The organism is Geomicrobium sp. JCM 19055, assembly GCF_000698185.1.
Lineage (GTDB): Bacteria > Bacillota > Bacilli > Bacillales > Marinococcaceae > Geomicrobium_A > Geomicrobium_A sediminis.
On the sequence record NZ_BAXL01000028.1, the window covers coordinates 1 to 19481 of the forward strand.

The 19481-nt window shown below is 42.3% G+C and carries 22 protein-coding genes, 4 pseudogenes and 1 other annotated feature; of the genes and pseudogenes, 25 read left to right on the forward strand and 1 reads right to left on the reverse strand.

Annotated features, from left to right (window positions below; all coding sequences use genetic code 11):
- Positions 1-230: 230 nt before the first annotated feature.
- From JCM19055_RS19750 to JCM19055_RS32340, 12 genes are all read left to right on the forward strand, one after another.
- Positions 231-419 (forward strand): sigma factor G inhibitor Gin, encoded by a 189-nt coding sequence (locus JCM19055_RS19750; RefSeq protein WP_052361949.1) that lies wholly within the window; start codon positions 231-233, stop codon positions 417-419.
- Between the two features lie 62 nt (positions 420-481).
- Positions 482-1363, forward strand: a complete 882-nt coding sequence (locus JCM19055_RS19755) for an aminotransferase class I/II-fold pyridoxal phosphate-dependent enzyme (protein WP_052366584.1) — start codon at positions 482-484, stop codon at positions 1361-1363.
- Positions 1339-1713 carry a hypothetical protein gene (locus JCM19055_RS24780; protein ID WP_052366585.1) on the forward strand — a complete coding sequence of 125 codons (375 nt, stop codon included), beginning with the start codon at positions 1339-1341 and terminating at the stop codon, positions 1711-1713. The genes JCM19055_RS19755 and JCM19055_RS24780 overlap by 25 nt, the downstream gene beginning before the upstream one ends.
- Positions 1698-1886 (forward strand): hypothetical protein, encoded by a 189-nt coding sequence (locus JCM19055_RS19760; RefSeq protein WP_042360966.1) that lies wholly within the window; start codon positions 1698-1700, stop codon positions 1884-1886. The genes JCM19055_RS24780 and JCM19055_RS19760 overlap by 16 nt, the downstream gene beginning before the upstream one ends.
- A gap of 9 nt (positions 1887-1895) precedes the next feature.
- Positions 1896-2540: a dTMP kinase gene (gene tmk, locus JCM19055_RS19765; RefSeq protein ID WP_042360967.1), complete on the forward strand. Its 645-nt coding sequence runs from the start codon at positions 1896-1898 to the stop codon at positions 2538-2540.
- Between the two features lie 75 nt (positions 2541-2615).
- The gene (locus tag JCM19055_RS19770) at positions 2616-2945 is read left to right on the forward strand and encodes a cyclic-di-AMP receptor (RefSeq protein WP_042360968.1); all 330 of its coding nucleotides are present in this window, start codon (positions 2616-2618) and stop codon (positions 2943-2945) included.
- Between the two features lie 24 nt (positions 2946-2969).
- Positions 2970-3956 carry a DNA polymerase III subunit delta' gene (gene holB / locus JCM19055_RS19775; RefSeq protein WP_042360969.1) on the forward strand — a complete coding sequence of 329 codons (987 nt, stop codon included), beginning with the start codon at positions 2970-2972 and terminating at the stop codon, positions 3954-3956.
- On the forward strand, positions 3957-4772 hold the full coding sequence (locus JCM19055_RS19780; protein WP_042360970.1) for a stage 0 sporulation family protein: 816 nt from the start codon (positions 3957-3959) through the stop codon (positions 4770-4772). It begins immediately after the preceding gene.
- A gap of 28 nt (positions 4773-4800) precedes the next feature.
- Entirely contained in the window at positions 4801-5160 is a 360-nt protein-coding gene (gene yabA, locus JCM19055_RS19785; RefSeq protein WP_042360971.1) for a DNA replication initiation control protein YabA, read from the forward strand.
- Between the two features lie 76 nt (positions 5161-5236).
- The gene (locus JCM19055_RS19790) at positions 5237-6307 is read left to right on the forward strand and encodes a GIY-YIG nuclease family protein (RefSeq protein WP_042360972.1); all 1071 of its coding nucleotides are present in this window, start codon (positions 5237-5239) and stop codon (positions 6305-6307) included.
- Complete coding sequence (rsmI, locus tag JCM19055_RS32335) at positions 6258-6761, forward strand: 16S rRNA (cytidine(1402)-2'-O)-methyltransferase (protein ID WP_370543241.1); 504 nt, start codon at positions 6258-6260, stop codon at positions 6759-6761. The genes JCM19055_RS19790 and rsmI overlap by 50 nt, the downstream gene beginning before the upstream one ends.
- Positions 6758-7096 carry a hypothetical protein gene (locus JCM19055_RS32340; RefSeq protein WP_370543242.1) on the forward strand — a complete coding sequence of 113 codons (339 nt, stop codon included), beginning with the start codon at positions 6758-6760 and terminating at the stop codon, positions 7094-7096. Before rsmI ends, JCM19055_RS32340 begins: the two co-directional genes overlap by 4 nt.
- Before the next feature lie 64 nt (positions 7097-7160).
- Here the strand turns inward: JCM19055_RS32340 and JCM19055_RS19800 are convergent, their stop codons facing one another.
- Positions 7161-7463 carry an AbrB/MazE/SpoVT family DNA-binding domain-containing protein gene (locus JCM19055_RS19800; protein WP_042360973.1) on the reverse strand — a complete coding sequence of 101 codons (303 nt, stop codon included), beginning with the start codon at positions 7461-7463 and terminating at the stop codon, positions 7161-7163.
- Positions 7464-7720: 257 nt separating this feature from the next.
- Positions 7721-8009 (forward strand) — a binding site (T-box leader).
- Positions 8010-8059: 50 nt separating this feature from the next.
- Here JCM19055_RS19800 and metG point away from each other — a divergent pair.
- The 13 genes and pseudogenes from metG (at position 8060) to JCM19055_RS19865 (ending at position 19370) form a co-directional block, all read left to right on the forward strand.
- Complete coding sequence (gene metG, locus JCM19055_RS19805; protein WP_305047355.1) at positions 8060-10027, forward strand: methionine--tRNA ligase; 1968 nt, start codon at positions 8060-8062, stop codon at positions 10025-10027.
- Between the two features lie 69 nt (positions 10028-10096).
- A pseudogene (locus tag JCM19055_RS19810) lies at positions 10097-10872 on the forward strand (TatD family hydrolase).
- Positions 10869-11420 (forward strand): ribonuclease M5, encoded by a 552-nt coding sequence (gene rnmV / locus JCM19055_RS19815; RefSeq protein ID WP_042360975.1) that lies wholly within the window; start codon positions 10869-10871, stop codon positions 11418-11420. Before JCM19055_RS19810 ends, rnmV begins: the two are co-directional and overlap by 4 nt.
- Positions 11420-12295 (forward strand): 16S rRNA (adenine(1518)-N(6)/adenine(1519)-N(6))-dimethyltransferase RsmA, encoded by an 876-nt coding sequence (gene rsmA / locus JCM19055_RS19820; RefSeq protein ID WP_042361003.1) that lies wholly within the window; start codon positions 11420-11422, stop codon positions 12293-12295. The genes rnmV and rsmA overlap by 1 nt, the downstream gene beginning before the upstream one ends.
- 41 nt (positions 12296-12336) lie before the next feature.
- A pseudogene (gene yabG / locus JCM19055_RS19825) lies at positions 12337-13209 on the forward strand (sporulation peptidase YabG).
- A gap of 251 nt (positions 13210-13460) precedes the next feature.
- A complete protein-coding gene (gene veg, locus JCM19055_RS19830) occupies positions 13461-13712 on the forward strand; it encodes a biofilm formation stimulator Veg (protein ID WP_042360976.1) in 252 nt (83 codons plus the stop codon).
- Between the two features lie 128 nt (positions 13713-13840).
- Positions 13841-14023, forward strand: a complete 183-nt coding sequence (locus tag JCM19055_RS19835; protein WP_081831894.1) for a small, acid-soluble spore protein, alpha/beta type — start codon at positions 13841-13843, stop codon at positions 14021-14023.
- A gap of 162 nt (positions 14024-14185) precedes the next feature.
- Positions 14186-15040 carry a 4-(cytidine 5'-diphospho)-2-C-methyl-D-erythritol kinase gene (ispE, locus tag JCM19055_RS19840; RefSeq protein ID WP_042360978.1) on the forward strand — a complete coding sequence of 285 codons (855 nt, stop codon included), beginning with the start codon at positions 14186-14188 and terminating at the stop codon, positions 15038-15040.
- A 68-nt stretch (positions 15041-15108) separates the two neighbouring features.
- Complete coding sequence (gene purR, locus JCM19055_RS19845) at positions 15109-15936, forward strand: pur operon repressor (RefSeq protein WP_042360979.1); 828 nt, start codon at positions 15109-15111, stop codon at positions 15934-15936.
- Positions 15937-15958: 22 nt separating this feature from the next.
- A complete protein-coding gene (locus JCM19055_RS19850; RefSeq protein WP_042360980.1) occupies positions 15959-16336 on the forward strand; it encodes a RidA family protein in 378 nt (125 codons plus the stop codon).
- A gap of 254 nt (positions 16337-16590) precedes the next feature.
- Positions 16591-16883, forward strand: a pseudogene (gene spoVG, locus JCM19055_RS19855) (septation regulator SpoVG).
- 150 nt (positions 16884-17033) lie between these two features.
- Entirely contained in the window at positions 17034-18431 is a 1398-nt protein-coding gene (gene glmU / locus JCM19055_RS19860) for a bifunctional UDP-N-acetylglucosamine diphosphorylase/glucosamine-1-phosphate N-acetyltransferase GlmU (protein ID WP_042360981.1), read from the forward strand.
- Positions 18428-19370 (forward strand): annotated as a pseudogene (locus JCM19055_RS19865) (ribose-phosphate diphosphokinase). The gene glmU and the pseudogene JCM19055_RS19865 overlap by 4 nt, the downstream one beginning before the upstream one ends.
- The last annotated feature ends 111 nt before the right edge of the window (positions 19371-19481 follow it).

A 19481-nucleotide genomic window follows, 5' to 3' on the forward strand; every position in this document is an offset into this window, starting at 1 on the left:
TCGAACACGAAGTTCTTTTGAACTTCGTGTTTTTTTGGTTTTTTTAAAGGGAAGCTTCTTTTTATTATCCATACAGGCACTTTTATTGATTTTTAACCATAGACTGAATTAATGGGCTCTGATTTAACGTCTTTTTATTATAAACAGCACTCTCATACCTTTGACTAAGTATATTTCTATGAATTTAGGAAACACTAAGATCGAATACGGTCGTAAAGGGAGAGATGGAGATGAGGATTTCAAGACAAGAGTGCGGGGTTTGTAAACATGAGTCCGTTCAAGGGATGTACTTAATGTCCATGTGGCTTTGCAAAGACTGTGAAAGAGCAATTGTAGAGTTAGAGATTGAAGATGCGAGTTATCAATGGTATGTGGAACAGTTACGTAAAAGCAAGATGAACCTGCTGTTGACTCATTAATGAGCTCACTTCTAAACTTTGTTATAATGAAAATGATAACGTTGTAGGGGAATGTCCAGGAAATGATGAATACGAAGTCTACACCTTTACTTGATCATCTGGTACAACATGCTAATATCGATCCGATTTCTTTGCATGTGCCTGGTCATAAAAATGGTAAGTTAACACAAGGGACCTACCAAAAGTATTATGAGACGATTATGAAGCTTGATCAAACCGAGTTGCCTGGGTTTGATGATTTACATGCACCTACCGGTGTGATCCAACAAGCAGAAAAGCTGACGGCAGAGCATTACCAAACGGGAGCGTCAATGTTTTTAGTTGGAGGCTCTACGGTTGGGAATTTGGCGATGTTGTCAGCATTTTGTCGTCCAAAAGTTCCTGTCATTGTGCAACGAGACGTACACCAATCAATCATACATGGATTAGAGATGATTGGTGTCGACGTTGTATTTGTTAGTCCTACGTTTGATAAGCAAACAGGACTCTCTAAAGGGGTGTCTTTGCAAACACTCACTGCAGCGATGGATGCTTATCAAGAGGCCGAGGTTGTTGTTCTTTCATCACCGAGCTACTTTGGGAATGTTGGCGAGATTGAACGTGTTGTTCAGTATGCAAAAATGAACAACAAAAGAGTCCTCGTTGATGAAGCCCATGGTGCTCATTTACATAGTGATGAACAGTTTCCATTATCATCTTTGAAAGCAGGTGCGGATGTTGTTGTGCAATCGGCACATAAAACGTTACCAGCATTAACGATGGGTGCGTATTTACACGTACGAAACAAAGATGATGAGCAAAGAATTCGACCGTGGTTACGACGTTTTCAATCAAGCAGCCCATCTTATGTGATTATGGCGTCGTTAGATGCTGCAAGAGCTTATGTTGCAGAGGTTGGTTCTAAAGAGCTGCAAGGAGATTGTGGGCGTTTCATGATGAATTAAAGGCAAGACTGCCTAAAGATACATACGTACCAAATGAGGACCCTTTAAAGCTCGTATTACGAGCACCTGAACAGCTTACAGGTCTACAGTGGGAAAAGGTGCTTCAAAAACAACAAATCTATGTTGAGTTAAGTGACCATGACTATGTTTTACTTTTTCTTCCTCTACACTTGGAAGCTGAAGAAGCGATGGATTTAAAAAAACCGTCTCATTCAAACGTATGCGGATCAACGAGTGGCGATAAAAAAAACGTCACTTACCTTATTATCCAACGTATACACGGGCAACAATTGAGAAAGTGTTCTTGGTTGAACATGACGTTAAGTTATGTTCAATGGAAGCTTCAGTAGGTGAGATTATTGCAGAGAACATTGTTCCGTATCCACCTGGAATTCCTTTGTTTATTGCTGGAGAAACCATTGATGCTAAACGATTGCGTTATTTATTAGAATGGGTCGATCATGGTGGTAAGTTACAAAATGAAGAACATGTTAGAAACGGACAAGTTCTTGTTCGTAAATAGAGGTGAACGATGAATCAATCAGGTTTATTTATTACATTTGAGGGTGGCGAAGGAGCAGGGAAATCTACAGTCCTTCAAGCGGTTGCAGAACAATTGCAGCTAAAGGGACATTGTGTAGATACAACGCGAGAGCCTGGGGGCGTCGCACTTGCAGAGAAGATTCGGCATTATTTGTTAGATGATCAAACGATTGAAGTTGAGGCACGAACGGAAGCCTTGTTGTTTGCGGCTGCAAGACGACAGCACCTCGTGGAGCGTATACTTCCAGGTTTGAAAGACGGGAAGATCGTTCTTTGTGATCGCTTTGTTGATAGTAGCATCGCGTATCAAGGTGCAGCACGTGGCATTGGTGTTGAAGAAGTCCGACAAATTAACGATTTTGCTATACAAGGAAGAATGCCTGACATCACTTTGCTGTTTGACTTACCAGTAGAAGTTGGACAAGCAAGGATTCACGGTAATGCAAGGGAGACTAATCGTTTAGATGATGAGAAGGTTGATTTTCATTTAACAGTGAGAAAAGCTTACCTTGAACTTGCGTCACAAAACAATGAACGGTATCGTATCATAAATGCAGAAGCGCCTATTCGTTCAGTTATTGAAGAAGTGACTCAGGTAATCGAGGACTTTATCGTCAATAAAAACAGAGACTAGTTTTTGTTGACGTCATCCAGTATGATTAAGACAGTTAAAAATACGTAATGATCTATTGCAAAGGGGGAAACGGCTGTGAAATTAATTGTATCCGTTGTTCAAGATAAAGACAGCAACCGACTATCAACAGCGCTTGTAGAGAACGATTATCGAGCTACGAAACTTGCGTCAACAGGTGGATTTCTTCGGGCAGGGAATACGACGTTCCTCATTGGAGTTGAAGATGAACAAGTAAGTGACGTATTAGACATTATTAAAGAGAATTGTGAAAGTCGTGAACAGCTCGTTGCACCAGTTTCTCCAATGGGTGGCAATGCAGATTCTTATGTTCCGTATCCGGTAGAAGTACAAGTTGGTGGAGCGACAGTATTCGTATTGGACGTCGATCAATTTGAACAGTTTTAATGATTAAGAGGAGGGCGCTCATCAATGAAATGGGAACAACTGCAAACGAGGCAACCTGTCGTTGCTAAGTTGCTCCGACATGCGGTCGTAAGAGAGCGGCTTCCTCACGCATATATATTTGAAGGCGAAGATCGTTCTGAGCAAGTATCAGCGGCTTCGCTGCTTTGTCGTGCCTTTTTATGCCAAAAAGACGCGATTGACAAGCCGTGTGGAGAGTGTAGTGATTGCAGACGTGTAGAATCTGGAAATCACCCTGATGTGACATCGATTAAGCCTGACGGTCAATCGATTAAGAAGCATCAAGTCGAACGACTTCAAAAAGAGTTTACGTACAAAGGAATGGAGTCGGTTCGAAAAGTTTACATCATTGAGGAAGCCGATTTAATGACCGCAAGCGCGGCGAATAGCTTGCTTACGTTTCTTGAAGAACCAGAAGGAGAAACGTTAGCAATTTTAATTACGTCAAACTTACACTTTTTGTTACCTACGATCGTATCGAGGTCTCAAGTGTTAACATTTGCCCCATTGTCTGAAGTTGATCGCCAAAAAGTTTTTCAAAACGAAGGGGAAACCGAAGTGCTTGCTGCAATCAAAGCAAGGATTCGTGAAATTCCAGCAGATATTCCTGAAGAAGAGCGGTCAACGTGGATTGTACACGGGCGCCAGGTAGTGATACAATTGGCGGAAGAGGTTTTATTACGACCTCGTCAAGCAAGGCTTTTTTTACAAGAAAAATGGCACGTCCATTTTAAAGATAGGAACCATATTGAGACGGGGCTAGACCTTATCCTATTCTGGTACCGAGATGTACTTTATACAAAGTGGAACAGAGAAGATCTTGCGTATCCAGATCAGTTGGAACGACTACGCACCGAGGGTCTGCATCGTTCAGAATTAATGCTTGCTGCAAATATGAAAGCTGTTATAGAAGCGAAACGATATTTGTCCGCAAACGTTAACCCACAACTGATCATGGAGCGTCTTTTGTTCCGAATTCAGGAGGGATCATAATTGCACCAAGTGATTGGGGTTCGTTTCAAGAAAGCAGGAAAGATCTATTATTTTTCCCCAGCAGGTCACAGCATACAAGTTGGCGATTCAGTCATTGTTGAAACCGCGCGAGGTGTTGAATATGGAGTCGTTGTCCTAGGTGTCAAGAATGTGGAAGAAGAAGATGTTGTCCTTCCATTAAAGAAAGTACTTAGGATTGCGACAGACGAAGATACAGCTAGAGTGCTTGAGAACGAAACGATGGCACAGAATGCACAAGATGTATGTTCAGAGAAGATCAGAGAACATAAATTGGACATGAAGCTTGTTAGTGTTGAATATACATTTGATCGTAACAAAGTGTTGTTTTACTTTACTGCTGATGGAAGAATTGACTTTCGAGAATTGGTCAAGGATCTAGCGGCGGTATTTCGAACGCGCATTGAACTTAGGCAAATCGGTGTTCGTGACGAGGCTAAAATGCTCGGTGGTGTAGGACCGTGTGGGTTAATCCTCTGTTGCTCAACGTTCCTTGGCGATTTCGAACCAGTGAGTATCAAGATGGCTAAAGATCAGAATTTATCGCTAAATCCAGCGAAAATCTCAGGTCTTTGTGGTCGTTTAATGTGTTGTCTGAAATACGAGAATGATGAGTATGAACAAGCCAAGAAAGAACTTCCTGATGTTGGTGAAAAGATTGTGACCTCAGAAGGGAAAGGTCGTGTCGTTGGTTTGAACATGCTTGAAAGACTTGTTCAAGTCGAGTTGTTTGATGAAGAGCGAACGGTTGAGTACTCATTAGAAGAATTGATTGAGCAAGGTTCATTAATCGGCTAAAGCTGCCACAAGAGGGTGGGAGACGAACGTGGCGAAGAAAGAAATGTTTTCACAAGTGATTCATATGGAAAAGAAGCTCCTTGCTTTTCACGAAGAACTCCGTGAATTAAAAGAGCAGCTTGCTTCGCTAATTGAGGAGAATCAAGCATTAGTAACAGAGAACCGTCTGTTGCGAGAACGAATGGAAGCAGAAGAACTCCATGAACAAAAGGACGAGCATGCTGACCATTCGAATCAAGACAAACAAGATACGGTCCCACCTGGTGAAGGCTATGATAATTTAGCAAGACTGTATCACGAAGGCTTTCACATTTGTAACTTGCACTACGGTAGCTTGCGTACAGATGGAGATTGCTTGTTTTGTCTTTCATTTTTCCAGGCAAAATAATCGTTGTTTGCTTAGAAGCCCGTCACCAAGGTGTCGGGTTTTTTCTTTGGTGAACGCAGGTTGAAGGTGAAGGCTTTTGTTATTGCATGATGAAGAACGGATCGATTATATTTTTAGAAACCGATTAAAGATCATACAAAGTCGGGAACGCTTGGCTTTTTCAATTGATTCTATTCTTTTGGGGCAGTTTGTGTCGGTTAAGAAAACGAGAGGAACAATGGTCGATTTGTGTTCAGGAAATGGCGTAATCCCTCTCGTCATGTCAGAGCGGAGTACAGTGCCGATTACAGGAATTGAAATCCAACCCGATGTTGTAGAAATGGCTAAGAAAAGCATGAGGCTGAACAATCGCAAAGATCAAATTCAAATGCATTGTGGGGATCTTAAAGAAGCTCCTGAAGCATTCGGTCGTGCAAGCTTTGATGTTGTCACATGCAATCCTCCTTATTATCACTCGTCTCTTACAAATCAGAACGAGCGGTTAACGTTAGCGAGGCATGAAACTGAACTCACGATTTATGACATTGCTCAAGTAGCCTCAGCGCTATTAAAGGACAAAGGCAAAGCGGCGTTTGTTTTTCGTCCTGAGCGAATTCATGATTTATTTGAAGCGTGTACGCGTGCGAATTTGGAACCGAAACGATTTCAGTTTGTTCATCCAAAGGCCGGTGTACAAGCGAATATCGTACTGCTTGAAGCGAGTAAAGGCGGCAAACGAGGATTAACTGTACAAGAGCCGATTTTCGTATACGGTGAGGATGGGAAACATACCGACGCCTTTCAAAGATCTTACAACGGACAACAGGTCACGTATGAGCGCAGGGTCAATGAAAAAGAGCAGACCGATCATTACGTGTATATGATTCAATGTGTGGACAATACGCTTTACACTGGATATGCGCGAAACGTGTGGGAGAGACTGCGGTTACATGAAAGTGGGAAAGGTGCAAAGTATACTAGAGGACGAGGGCCGTTTACACTTGTCCATATGGAAGGCTTTGAAACCAAGCGTGAAGCGTTACAAGAGGAATGGCGATTAAAGCAGCTTTCTCGCGTAGAAAAGCTCCAATACATTAAAGAGAGGAGGCGGGGCGTGTATGCAAACGGGCACATTATACCTGGTTCCTACACCGATTGGCAATCTTGAGGATATGACGTACCGCGCAGTAAGAACGCTACAAGAAGTCGACCTTATTTGTGCAGAAGATACCCGTCAGACTGTGAAGCTACTCAATCATTTTGAAATTACGACGAGAATGATTAGTTTACATGAGCATAACGAACGAGCTCGTTCAGAGCAGTTGTTGGCTGACTTATATGATGGAAAGAACCTGGCACTCGTAAGTGATGCAGGAACCCCACTCGTGTCTGATCCTGGGGAGTGGTTCGTTCAAAAGTGTATTGAAGAAGGAATTACCGTTATCCCATTGCCAGGTGCAAACGCAGCAGTAACGACGTGGATTGCCTCAGGGTTTGAAGGGGGACGGTTTTACTTTCACGGGTTTTTACCTCGTAAGAAAAAAAGAAATCGAAGAAGTACAACAGTCGCTGGAAGCTATTACTGTTCCAATGATTTTTTTATGAATCACCTCATCGAATGAAACAAACGCTTGAGCGGTTGCAAGTTGTGTGGGGAGATCGTCGAATTGTCATTGGGCGTGAAGTGACGAAACGGTATGAGTCGTTTTACCGTGGAACCATCACTGAATTAATCGATCTTGACCATGAATGGCGTGGAGAACTTTGTTTTATCGTTGAAGGCGGCACGGGTAAAGGTCAAGAAGAGGCTTGGTGGCAAACGTACACGGTACAAGAGCATATTCAGTATTATGAAGAGCAAGGGGACGACCATAAGAAAGCACTCAAGCAGTGTGCTAAAGATCGTGGTCTTAGCCGTAACGAGATTTATAAAGCATTTCATGAACTTCAGCAATAAGAAAAGGGCTACCTGTCACTTTGACAAGGTAGCCCTAGTTATTGGAATAAGTATATAGAAGGTATTAAACCGTTGTAGCCTTTTGGTTCGATTGTGATAAATAACCTTGAAGAGATTCGACGACTTCTTTAGCGCCTTCTGGGCTAAGAATAATTTTACCATCTGCAATGGAGATGTTATCGTCGGACACCTCGCCAGTGACTTGGCAAGTCATATTCGGTTTGTATTTCTTTAAAATGATTCGGTCGTGGTCTACATAGATCTCTAGTGCATCTTTCTCTGCAATATCTAAAGTCCTTCTTAGTTCTATGGGGATAACTACCCGACCAAGCTCGTCAACCTTTCTTACGATTCCAGTTGATTTCATTGCTTAGAATCTCCTCCTTGAGTGTACTGTATATTCGTGTCATTTTTTTGACACATTTTATCTCTATGTGTGCAATCATACCAGTATAGTAAAATCAAGTCAATATAATAATCTTAAAATTCAAATGAAGGAAACGGGCGTCATATCAGGTTTTTTTCGTGTTTTCACTACTGGATATGCTCTTCGACATAGGGTTTATCATTGACTTTTCACTACTTATAAATTATAATTATTAATTAAGTTTGTCTGTATAATCATGTAAACTGATGAATGGATAAGTAAACGATCACGTATGTTCAGAGAGCCGGGTTGCTGGGAGCCGGTCGTAAACGAGTCGTTGAATATGGTCCTGGAGGTTTAATTTTCGAGTGCAATGATTGTGCATAAGGGAATTACGTGTGTCAGCGTTAATGACAAGTTGCTAACGATTAATGTTAGCGCTGTTGAGCTTCTTAGAAGTAGGTGTAGGAACGAGTATGTTCTGGCGATGCTACGGATAAGAAGGAAGCAGGGTGGTACCACGTGAGTAATCCTCTCGTCCCTTCGATTAAGGGCGAGGGGTTTTTTTTATTAGAGATTGGAAGGAGCAGATTGTTTTGAAACCTACGTTCTATGTAACAACACCCATTTATTATCCAAGTGGAAAGCTCCATATTGGACATGCTTACACGACGGTTGCAGCGGATACACTTGCTCGTTACAAACGCTTGAAAGGTTATGACGTCATGTTCTTAACAGGGACAGATGAGCATGGTCAGAAGATTGAGCGTAAAGCAGAAGAAAACGGTGTAACGCCAATTCAATTTGTTGATGATATTGTCGCTGGAATTAAGAAGCTTTGGGATGACTTGGACATTTCGTATGACGATTTTATTCGTACGACAGAAGAGCGTCATAAGCGTTCTGTACAAGAAGTTGTAGAGCAACTTAAAGATCAAGGAGACATTTATCTAAGTGAATACGAAGGTTGGTATTCCGTACCAGACGAAACGTATTACACAGAATTGCAGCTCGTGGATCCAATTAAAGAGAACGGCAAGATTGTCGGAGGAAAAAGCCCTGACAGCGGTCACCCTGTTGAGCTTGTGAAAGAGAAGTCATACTTCTTCAAAATGAGTCGTTACGCGGACCGTTTACTTGCTTTTTATGAAGAAAATCCAGATTTTATTCAACCAGAAGCTCGTAAAAACGAGATGATTAATAACTTTATTAAACCAGGACTTGAAGACTTAGCGATTTCACGTACCGCTTTTTCTTGGGGAGTTCCAATTAAGAGTGACCCTGAGCATGTTGTGTACGTATGGATTGATGCGCTCATGAACTACATTACAGCACTCGGTTACGGCACTGATGAAAATGAAAAGTATAACAAGTATTGGCCAGCAGACGTTCATATTGTAGGTAAAGAGATTGTTCGTTTTCATACGATTTATTGGCCGATCATGTTGATGGCTTTGGACTTGCCATTACCGAAGAAAGTATTTAGTCATGGACATTTGTTAATGAAAAACGAGAAGATGTCGAAGTCTAAAGGCAATGTCATCTATCCAGAAGCACTCATTGAGCGTTACGGTCTTGATGCGGTTCGTTATTATTTGCTTCGTGAAGTGCCATTTGGCGCGGATGGTGTATTTACACCAGAAGCCTTTGTTGAACGAATTAATTATGACCTCGCAAACGACTTAGGGAATTTATTAAATCGTACAGTGGCTATGATTAATAAATACTTTGACGGTGAAATCCCAGCGTACATTAAAGACGGGACGAGCTTCGATTCAAGTCTCTTAGACGTGGCAGAAGCGACCGTTGAAAAAGTCGGTTCCCATATTGAGTCAATGGAATTTTCGGTTTCACTTACGGCCATTTGGCAATTTGTAAGCCGTACGAACAAGTATATCGATGAGACGCAACCATGGATGCTTGCAAAAGAAGGTCAAACAGAGGAATTGCAAGCTGCGATGTATCATCTTGCTGAGTCACTCCGCTACATTTCGGTGATGTTGCAACCGTTCTTTACGAAAACTCCAGCGGCAATTGCTGAACAGATCGGTTTCGTGGACGATGAAGAACTAAAAACGTGGGAGTCGATTCAACAATTTGGTCAGCTTAAAGGCGGTTCAAAGGTCATTGAAAAAGGAACACCTATCTTCCCTCGTTTAGAAATTGAAAAAGAAGTTGAGTCCATTAGTGCGCTTATGGCTCCTCCAAAAGCAGATGATGACGAGCAGGAAGAAGATGCGAATTTGATTACGATTGATGACTTCAAGGCAGTTGAGCTACGCGTTGCAGAAGTCGTTCAAGCCGAGCCCGTGAAGAAGGCAGATCGACTGTTGAAATTGCAACTGGATCTCGGGGACGAAAAACGTCAAGTTGTATCTGGTATTGCAAAAGATTATTCAATTGAAGAAATCACAGGCAAAAAGATTATTTGTGTAACGAACTTAACGCCAGTAAAACTGCGAGGCGAGCAATCAGAAGGAATGATCCTTGCTGGTAAAGCAGAGGGTACGTTAAAAGTCGTAACCGTTGATGGTGATCTTCCAAATGGTACGCTAATTTCTTAAACAAAAACGGTCAAGTTCCATACTAACGTATGGGACTTGACTCATTTTACGATATAGAAGGAGTACAAAATGGTTGAACTATTTGATACACATGTACACTTGAATGTTGAACAGTTTGATGAGGATCTTGAAGAAGTCATTGAACGCGCCAAGGAAGCCGGAGTTAAGTGGATGAATGTTGTCGGGTTTGATCGTGAGACGATTACAAAGGCAATGGATTTAATTGAACGTTACGAATTCATGTATGCAACGATTGGCTGGCATCCAGTGGATAGTGTTGATATGAAACGAGAAGACTTGGAATGGATTGAATCACTTGCAACTCATGAAAAGGTTGTCGCAATTGGTGAAACAGGCCTTGATTACCATTGGGATAAATCCCCAGCTGACGTTCAAAAACGTGTGTTTAAAGACCAAATTGATCTTCATAAACGAGTGAATTTGCCACTCGTTATTCATGGTCGTGATGCTCAAGAAGACATTGCAACATTGTTAGAAGAGGAAGCGTCGGTGAAGCGGGGGGCATTATGCATTGCTTTAGTGGTGATGTTGCAACTGCAGAACGATGCTTAGCTCAAGGGATGCACATTTCATTCGGTGGACCTGTTACGTTTAAAAATGCGAAGTTGCCAAAGGAAGTAGCAAAGATCGTTCCTCTAGATCGATTACTGATTGAAACGGATTGTCCATTCTTGTCTCCACACCCGTACCGTGGAAAGCGAAATGAACCTGCGCGTGTACGTATTATTGCGGAGCAATTAGCGGAGTTGAAAGGGCTAACTCTTGAGGAATTAAGTGAAATAACGACAGAGAATGCGAAGCGGTTATTTAGGATCTCATCATGAAGATTAAAGAATGCATTGTCGTTGAAGGTCGAGATGATACGGTAGCCATTAAGCGCGCAGTTGATGCGGAAACGATTGAAACCATTGGTTCATCAGTTCCTAAGTATGTGATTGAACAAATCAAATTGGCAGACGAACGACGAGGAATTATTGTCTTAACAGATCCTGACTATCCAGGAGAGCGTATTCGTAGAATTGTTACAGAAGCAGTACCCTCTGCTAAACATGCGTTTATACCGAAGCATTTAGCGATTTCTGCGAACAAGAAGAGTGTAGGTGTTGAACATGCTTCTCCGGAAGTCATTCGTGAAGCGTTGCAAAATGTGAGAGATGGTAGCGTCTTAGACGAGTATGATCCGGTTTTGCTTGAAGACATCCATGCAGTCGGTTTAATGGCAGGAACGGAAGCACGTAAAAGGCGTGAGCTGATCGGAAATGAACTCCGTATTGGTTATGCGAACGGTAAGCAGTTTTTAAAACGGATGCACAAGTTCAGAATCTCCAAGCGTGAATTTTATGATGCTGTGAAGAAAGTTGGTCTTAAATGATGAAAGACATTGCAACGCCCTCAAGAACGAGGGAGATTGTTGAACAGTTTGATTTAAAAGCAAAAAAAAGCCTCGGTCAAAACTTTATGACTGACGTTAATATTTTGCATAAGTTCGTTGATGCGACGGGAATGACCTCTGAGGATGGAGTCATTGAAGTCGGTCCTGGTATTGGTGCGTTAACTGAGCAATTAGCAAAACGTGCTAAGAAAGTCATCGCATATGAAATTGATCAACGCTTATTGCCTGTGTTAGATGAAACGTTGAAGCAATATGACAATGTGGAGATTCGCCATGAAGACTTTTTAAAAGCCAATTTAGATCAAGTGTTTAGCGAAGATTTCCAGTCAGTAGAACACGTTTATGCAGCTGGGAACTTGCCTTATTATGTGACAACGCCAATTCTCATGCGCTTTCTAGAAGAGCGCTTGCCGATTAAGACGTTAACGGTATTGATTCAAAAAGAAGTCGGTGATCGTCTAGCAGCAAAGCCTTCTACGAAAGCATATGGTTCCTTATCAATTGCAACACAATATTATGCAGAAACTGAAGTAATTAGCCACGTACCAGCCAATGTTTTCGTGCCAAAACCGAATGTTGAATCATCGATTATTCGGTTCACGATTCGAAGTGAAAAAGCTGTACAAGTAAAAAATGAAGATGCGTTCTTTAAACTCATTCGTGCTTCCTTCACACAACGGAGAAAAACACTTCGAAATAATTTGCAGTCGTGGTCTGGAAATAAAGAAGCGGTTGCTCAAGCATTTGAGATGTCAGGCATAGACGGCGGAAGAAGAGCTGAGTCGTTAACGATTGAGGAGTTTGCAAAGCTTGCAGATGCTTGGGAAATTGCACGAACCTCCTCACCTCTCTAAGGATCGTTGCATAAGGTAACGGTATAAGAGGAGGAATCACGATGTCCCTACAGGTTGGCGACTTGGTTACACGGATTTCCTATGGGGAGGACGTATTGTTTCGCGTTACATCGGTTGATGATGAGGCGAACATTGAACTGAAGGGTGAGGAGCTACGCCTCGTTGCAGATGCCCCGCTCTCTGATCTGAAAAAAAGTAGATGATGATGAACGGACGGAATTCGAGCAAGAGCAAAAGAAAAAAGAAGAACAATGTTATCGATTGTTTCGGCAAGACTATCGGCTAATGAGAGAAAAAAATGAATATGAATTGTCTTCAGCGTATACGACCCCGAATCCCCAATATTTTGAGATGAGGGTCGTGTTTTGCATATGGATGGAGACGCTTCTTATTTGCAAAAATGCACAGCCATGTATGATCGGCTAGGAATTCCTGTGTACGGCGCCCACATGCGTGAGACAGATATGCCTCATCAAGTTGCTTCTCTTCTTGAGATGGTTCAACCCGATATTCTAGTCATTACAGGGCATGATGCGTTTACTCGTTCAAAAGGGACGGATAAAGATTTAAAGGCGTACCGACATTCCAAAGCGTTTGCCCAAACGGTTCGTGAGGCACGAAAGGCAATCCCGAACCTAGATGATCTTATTATTTTTGCTGGTGCTTGTCAGTCGTACTTCGAAGGGTTAATTCGTGCTGGGGCAAATTTTGCAAGCTCTCCTTCGAGAGTGAATATTCATGCCCTGGACCCTGTATATATTGCATCGCGTGTTAGTATGACGCCATTTTTGGACCGGGTACAGCTAAGCGAAGTGTTGCGTAATACGATTACTGGTGAAGATGGCCTTGGTGGAATTGATACAAAAGGAGTTCTACGTCGAGGGATTCCTCTAAAGAACCAAGATGATTTGTAATGAGAAAACCTGTCGTGAACGTTCGTTCGACAGGTTTTCATGTATTCCGTATTCAATTCATAGTAAACGACACGTTAAAACATACATGTATAGTCTTACCAAAATGAGGCATCCTAAGGAGAAATCTTCAGATTCGACATTATTAATGGTTGACAGCCTATACTTCTGGCTGTTAAAATTTAATATTTTGTATTTCATTGACCAATTGTTGGATTTGTGATAAAATTAGCTTAGTGAGGTGGGGTGACAAGATGGGTAAAACGTTAGTAGAAATTAAGCAGTCGCTTGAAGAGAACGTAGGTAAGCGGATTACACTGAAAGCTAATGGCGGACGCCGCAAGATTGTGGAGCGTTCAGGAATGTTAGAAGGCACGTACCCCTCAGTATTTATTGTGAAGTTAGATCGAGACAAACACAAAGTAGAACGTGTGTCTTACAGTTACACGGACGTATTAACGGAAACCGTACAACTTACGGTTTGCGAAGATCAAGAATTAGCGTAATATAACAGAGAATGATAGATTGAACTTACTTATGCTGCTTAGTTCTGTAAAGACTGGCAGCTATATTTTTTTGTCTGCAGAGCATCATAAAGGTTGTACGGTAAAGCTTAGATAGGGAGCTGGTTCCGTTGAGCCGTCATCGAAGTATAATGTCAGATGCACTCAAAGAAGAAATTGCAAAAGAACTAGGCTTTTATGATACGGTCCAACGAGAAGGTTGGGGCGGCATTAAGTCAAGAGATGCCGGGAACATGGTCAAACGCGCCGTGCAAATGGCAGAAGAGCAATTAGCCAGCAAGTACCAGAAGTAATAGCCGTACAAAGAAGGGGCACCGCAGTTCATCTGCTGGTGTCTCTTTTTGTATAAGAACACTCGTTAGAAGCGATGGGTCCGCATCCTGTACATAGGTAAGTATTTCGACTAAAATAAAGGAATACAATTCGTGTAGATTGCGAGAAAGAGGAGAAAGCTGTTGAAATGTTCGCTGAAAGCACCAGCAAAGATTAATCTTTCGTTAGACGTGCTGGCAAAACGCGAGGATGGATTTCACGAAGTGGAAATGATTATGACAGAAGTTGATCTAGCTGATCGAATTGATTTAACGATTCGAAACGACCAACAAATTGTTATACAAACATTAGCGGGATACATTCCTGCTGATAGCCGTAACCTCGCTTACCAAGCCGCACGTTTAATTAAGGATCGATTTCGAATTGCTGCCGGTGTAACGATTTATATCCAAAAAAACATACCCGTAGCTGCAGGTCTTGCTGGAGGCAGTAGTGATGCAGCAGCAGTGTTACGAGGATTAAACCAAATGTGGGATTTAGGGTTGTCGAAAGCACAATTGGCTGCTCTAGGTTCAGAAATCGGCTCAGATGTTGCATTTTGTGTGTACGGTGGTACGGCAAAAGCAACGGGAAGAGGCGAGAAGATTGAACGGCTACCTGCTCCGCCCCCGTGCTGGGTCGTCCTAGCAAAGCCTCCAATTGGCGTGTCGACGGGAGAAGTGTACGGAAAGGTTCAAATGTCATCAAATGCTGTAGCTCCTAAAAGTGAAACGATTAAGCAAGCAATTCTTGCAGGAGATTACAACCAAATCTGTCATCATCTTCATAACGACTTGGAGCCTGTGACGATGTCGTTGCATCATGAGGTGCTACAAATTAAAGAGCGTATGCTTGAATCAGGTGCAGATGCCTCCTTAATGAGCGGTAGTGGCCCAACTGTGTTTGGCCTTATTCGTAACGAAGGGCAAGTCCACCGTGTTTACAATGCGTTGCGAGGATTTTGTGATCAAGTGTATGCAGTCCGAACGATTTCCTAAGCTACTTGTGAAAATACGTATAAAAGTGGTATCATACTCTTGAAATATTCGTGTTTTCGGAGGTCGTCATGAAAAAGCTAAAAAGAAGTGGACGTCTTGTTGATATGACGTACTTTTTATTACAAAATCCGAATCAATTGATCTCGTTAACGTACTTTGCAGAACGTTACCAATCGGCTAAGTCATCGATTAGTGAAGATCTAACGATCGTTAAGTCCATTTTTGAAAGTGAGAAGATGGGTTATTTGACAACGGTCCCTGGCGCAAGTGGTGGTGTTCGTTATGAGCCTGCGGTTCCACTTGAAGAAGGGGAGCGGCTTGTTCAATCTCTTTGCGAACGTTTAGAGGACGCTAGTCGACTGCTACCAGGTGGGTACCTTTACCTTATGGATATTCTTGGACAACCCCGATTTATGAATGATATTGGACGATTGTTCGCTGGTATTTATCGTTCAAGGGAAGTGGACGGGGTAATGACCGTTGCAACGAAAGGAATTCCTCTCGCTTATGCGATTGGTAATCACCTTGATGTTCCGGTTAGTATTGTTCGAAAAGACCATCGCGTTACCGAAGGTTCTGTCGTAAGTATCAATTATGCATCAGGCTCATCAAATCGGATTCAAACGATGTCAATTGGACGTCGTAGTATATCCGAAGGAGCGAACATGCTCATTGTTGATGACTTCATGAAAGGCGGGGGCACCGCTCAAGGGATGGCAGAGCTATTAAAAGAGGTGAAGGCTAACCTTGTTGGTATTGCCGTACTCGTTGAAGCTGCAACAGATGAAAGAGTTATAGATGATTACATTTCACTCGTTCGACTTGAAGAAGTGAACGAGAAAACGAAACAAATCAAAGCCGTTCCAGGGAATTACTCAAAACATCTCAAATTCTAGGTTGATCTTGGAGGGAAAAGCAATGAAAAAGGTATTTACGAAAGAAGCACCTGAAGCCATTGGCCCATATTCTCAAGGAATCATCGTGAATAACATGTTTTATAGTTCAGGTCAGATCCCCCTTACAAAAGACATGACGATTGTTGACGGGGGTATTCAAGAGCAAACACACCAAGTGATGGCAAACGTTAAGGCCGTGCTACAAGAAGCGGGTGCAACGCTTGAATCGGTAGTGAAGACGACAGTGTTTATTAAAAATATGAATCAATTCCCTGAGATTAATGAAGTGTACGGACAGTATTTTGATACTCACCAGCCTGCGCGTTCGTGCGTAGAAGTGGCACGTCTTCCTAAAGACGTCCTCATTGAAATCGAAGTGATTGCGCTAGTACAAGCCTAAAACGAACCTTTCGGTTCGTTTTTTTGTTTGTCACGCTAAGTATTTCTAAAAGCCCATGTTTTGCATGGGTGATCCGTAGCACTAAGTGAAAATCGACGTTCTAGATTTGATTCAGAACATTAAACGAACAAATATTGAATATTTTTAGAAATTAAGCAGGAATATGCAATCTTAATGTGGAAAAATATTCCCCAGAGCCAAAATAAAACGCTCACAACATGAAGATGTGAAGAGTTAGTGAAGGTGGTGAAAGGATGGAAGTAACAGACGTAAGACTTCGTAGGGTCAATACAGCTGGTCGGATGCGTGCCATTGCATCGATTACCTTTGATCAGGAATTTGTTGTACATGATATTCGTGTTATCGACGGCAACAACGGGTTGTTCGTGGCAATGCCAAGCAAGCGTACCCCTGATGGAGAATTTAGAGACATCGCCCACCCAATTTCTTCCCGTACACGCGAGAAGATCCAACAGCAGTGTTGGATGAGTACGAGCGTCAAGGACAATATGAAAATGTTGAGTATGAAGAAGCGGGTGCTTCTTAATCATGAAGGCTCTGCACAACGATGTGCAGGGTCTTTTTTCGTGATTGAAAAACCCCTCGAGATAAGATATATTCATACAAGATCATAAGTCATTACTAAAGTGCAGACGTCTGTACTTTTTGGATAATGAATTCAATCGGAGGTCTTTGAATGAGTAACCGATACGCAATTATTCTTGCTGCTGGGCAAGGTACACGTATGAAGTCAAAACTGCCTAAAGTTTTACACCAAGTTTGTGGGAAGCCAATGATTTCACATGTCTTAGAACAAGTGCAATCGGCTGGTTTTGAAGAGTCGACTGTCGTCATCGGTCATCAAGGTGAAGAAGTCAAAGAAATGCTAGGAGATCGTTGTCAGTTTGTTTGGCAGCATGAACAGCTCGGAACCGGTCATGCTGTGAAACAAGCAGCACCCCATTTAGCCGATCGTTCAGGAACGACGCTAGTCATTAGTGCAGATACGCCAATGATTTCTGCTGAGACGATGAAAGCGCTGAGTGATTATCACGAAGATCGCGGGGCGAAAGTAACGGTACTTACAGCGCGCGTAGATGACGCAACGGGGCTCGGAAGAATTATCCGTGATCCTGAAAGTGGAGATGTCTTACGTATTGTTGAACATAAAGATGCAACACTAAAAGAGCGTGGAATTTCTGAGATTAACACAGCGACGTATTGTTTTGATAACGAAGCTTTATTTTCTGCTTTAGAAAAAGTCACGAATGAAAATGCTCAAAACGAATACTACCTTCCTGACGTATTAGAAATCTTAAAGAATGAAGGCGAACGGGTTGCAGCATTTGAAACCCATGATGGCGCAGAAGCAATGGGAGTTAATGATCGTTTAGCGCTCTCGCAGGCGGAGCAAGTCATGCGAAAGCGGATTAATGAACATTGGATGAAGCAAGGCGTCACGTTTATTGCGCCTGATCAGACGTATGTTTCGGCAGATGCAGAGTTACACCCAGATACGATCCTCCACCCTGGTACGATTATTCGTGGAAAATCAATTGTTCATGAAGGAAGTGAAATCGGACCAAACTCAGAGATTGAAGATAGTACAATTGGTTCTTATTCAACAATCAAACAATCAGTTGTTACAAAGAGTACAGTTGGTCGAGATGTCAACATCGGTCCTTTTGCACATGTTCGTCCAGAATCAACAATTCATGATGAAGCAAAGCTCGGCAACTTCGTTGAGGTGAAGAAATCGACCATTGGCAAAGGATCAAAAGCTAACCATTTAAGTTATTTAGGCGATGCGAATATTGGGGAAAACGTCAATGTTGGTTGCGGTTCAATAACCGTGAATTATGATGGGAAAGAAAAGCACGTAACGACGATTGAAGATGGTGCTTTTATTGGCTGTAATGCAAACCTTGTCGCGCCTGTCACGATCGGCAAAGGTGCATTTGTAGCTGCCGGTTCCACCATTACAGATGATGTGCCAGGTGATTCTTTAGCGCTTGCAAGAGCGAGACAAACGAATAAAACGGGCTATATGAACAAAAACGATAAAAAAATAACCTTTAGGAGGTTCGTTCAATGAGCTATGTTGACTCAACATTAAAGATTTTCACATTGAACTCAAATCCTGCACTTGCTGAGGAGATTGCTTCTCACATCGGTGTAGAAATGGGAAAGAGTTCTGTTAAACGATTTAGCGATGGAGAAGTACAAATCAACATTGAAGAGAGTATTCGTGGAGATGATGTCTACTTAATTCAATCAACATCTGAACCCGCAAATGAGCATTTGATGGAACTATTAATTATGATCGATGCTTGTAAACGTGCCTCTGCAAAAACAATTAACGTGGTTATTCCCTACTACGGCTATGCAAGACAAGATCGTAAGGCACGTTCAAGAGAGCCAATTACAGCAAAGCTCGTAGCAAATCTTTTAGAGACGGCAGGCGTGACTCGCGTATTAACGTTTGATTTGCATGCGTCACAAATCCAAGGTTTCTTCGATATTCCAGTTGACCAACTACTCGGATCAAGAATTCTGTCCTCTTACTTCTTAGAGAAGAACCTAGAAGATCTCGTAATCGTGTCTCCGGATCATGGTGGTGTTGTGCGGGCAAGAAGAATGGCTGACTTAATGGATGCACCGATTGCAATCATTGATAAGCGTCGACCTCGCCTAATGAAGCTGAAGTCATGAACATTGTTGGTCATATTGAGAACAAGACGGCAATTATTATTGATGACATCATTGATACAGCAGGTACGCTTCAACTAGCGGGCGATGCCCTTATGAAACATGGTGCAAAAGAAGTGTACGCGTGTGCCACTCACCCTGTTTTATCAGGACCGGCAATTTCAAGGCTAGAAACTCACAAATTAAAGAAGTTGTCGTTACTAACACCATTGCTTTGCCTGAAGAGAAGAAGATTCCAAAGCTCGTTCAACTATCAATTGGCTCGTTAATGGCAGATGCAATTATTCGTGTCCATGAGCAAACATCAGTGAGTACGTTGTTTTAAGGAAAAGGGGCATCATTTGCATGAGGGTTTAAATCATGCTAGCATATAGCCTTAGAGGGTGAGTTTATCGTACGTACAAACGTTAACAGGATGCATGAGCAGTAATGTACG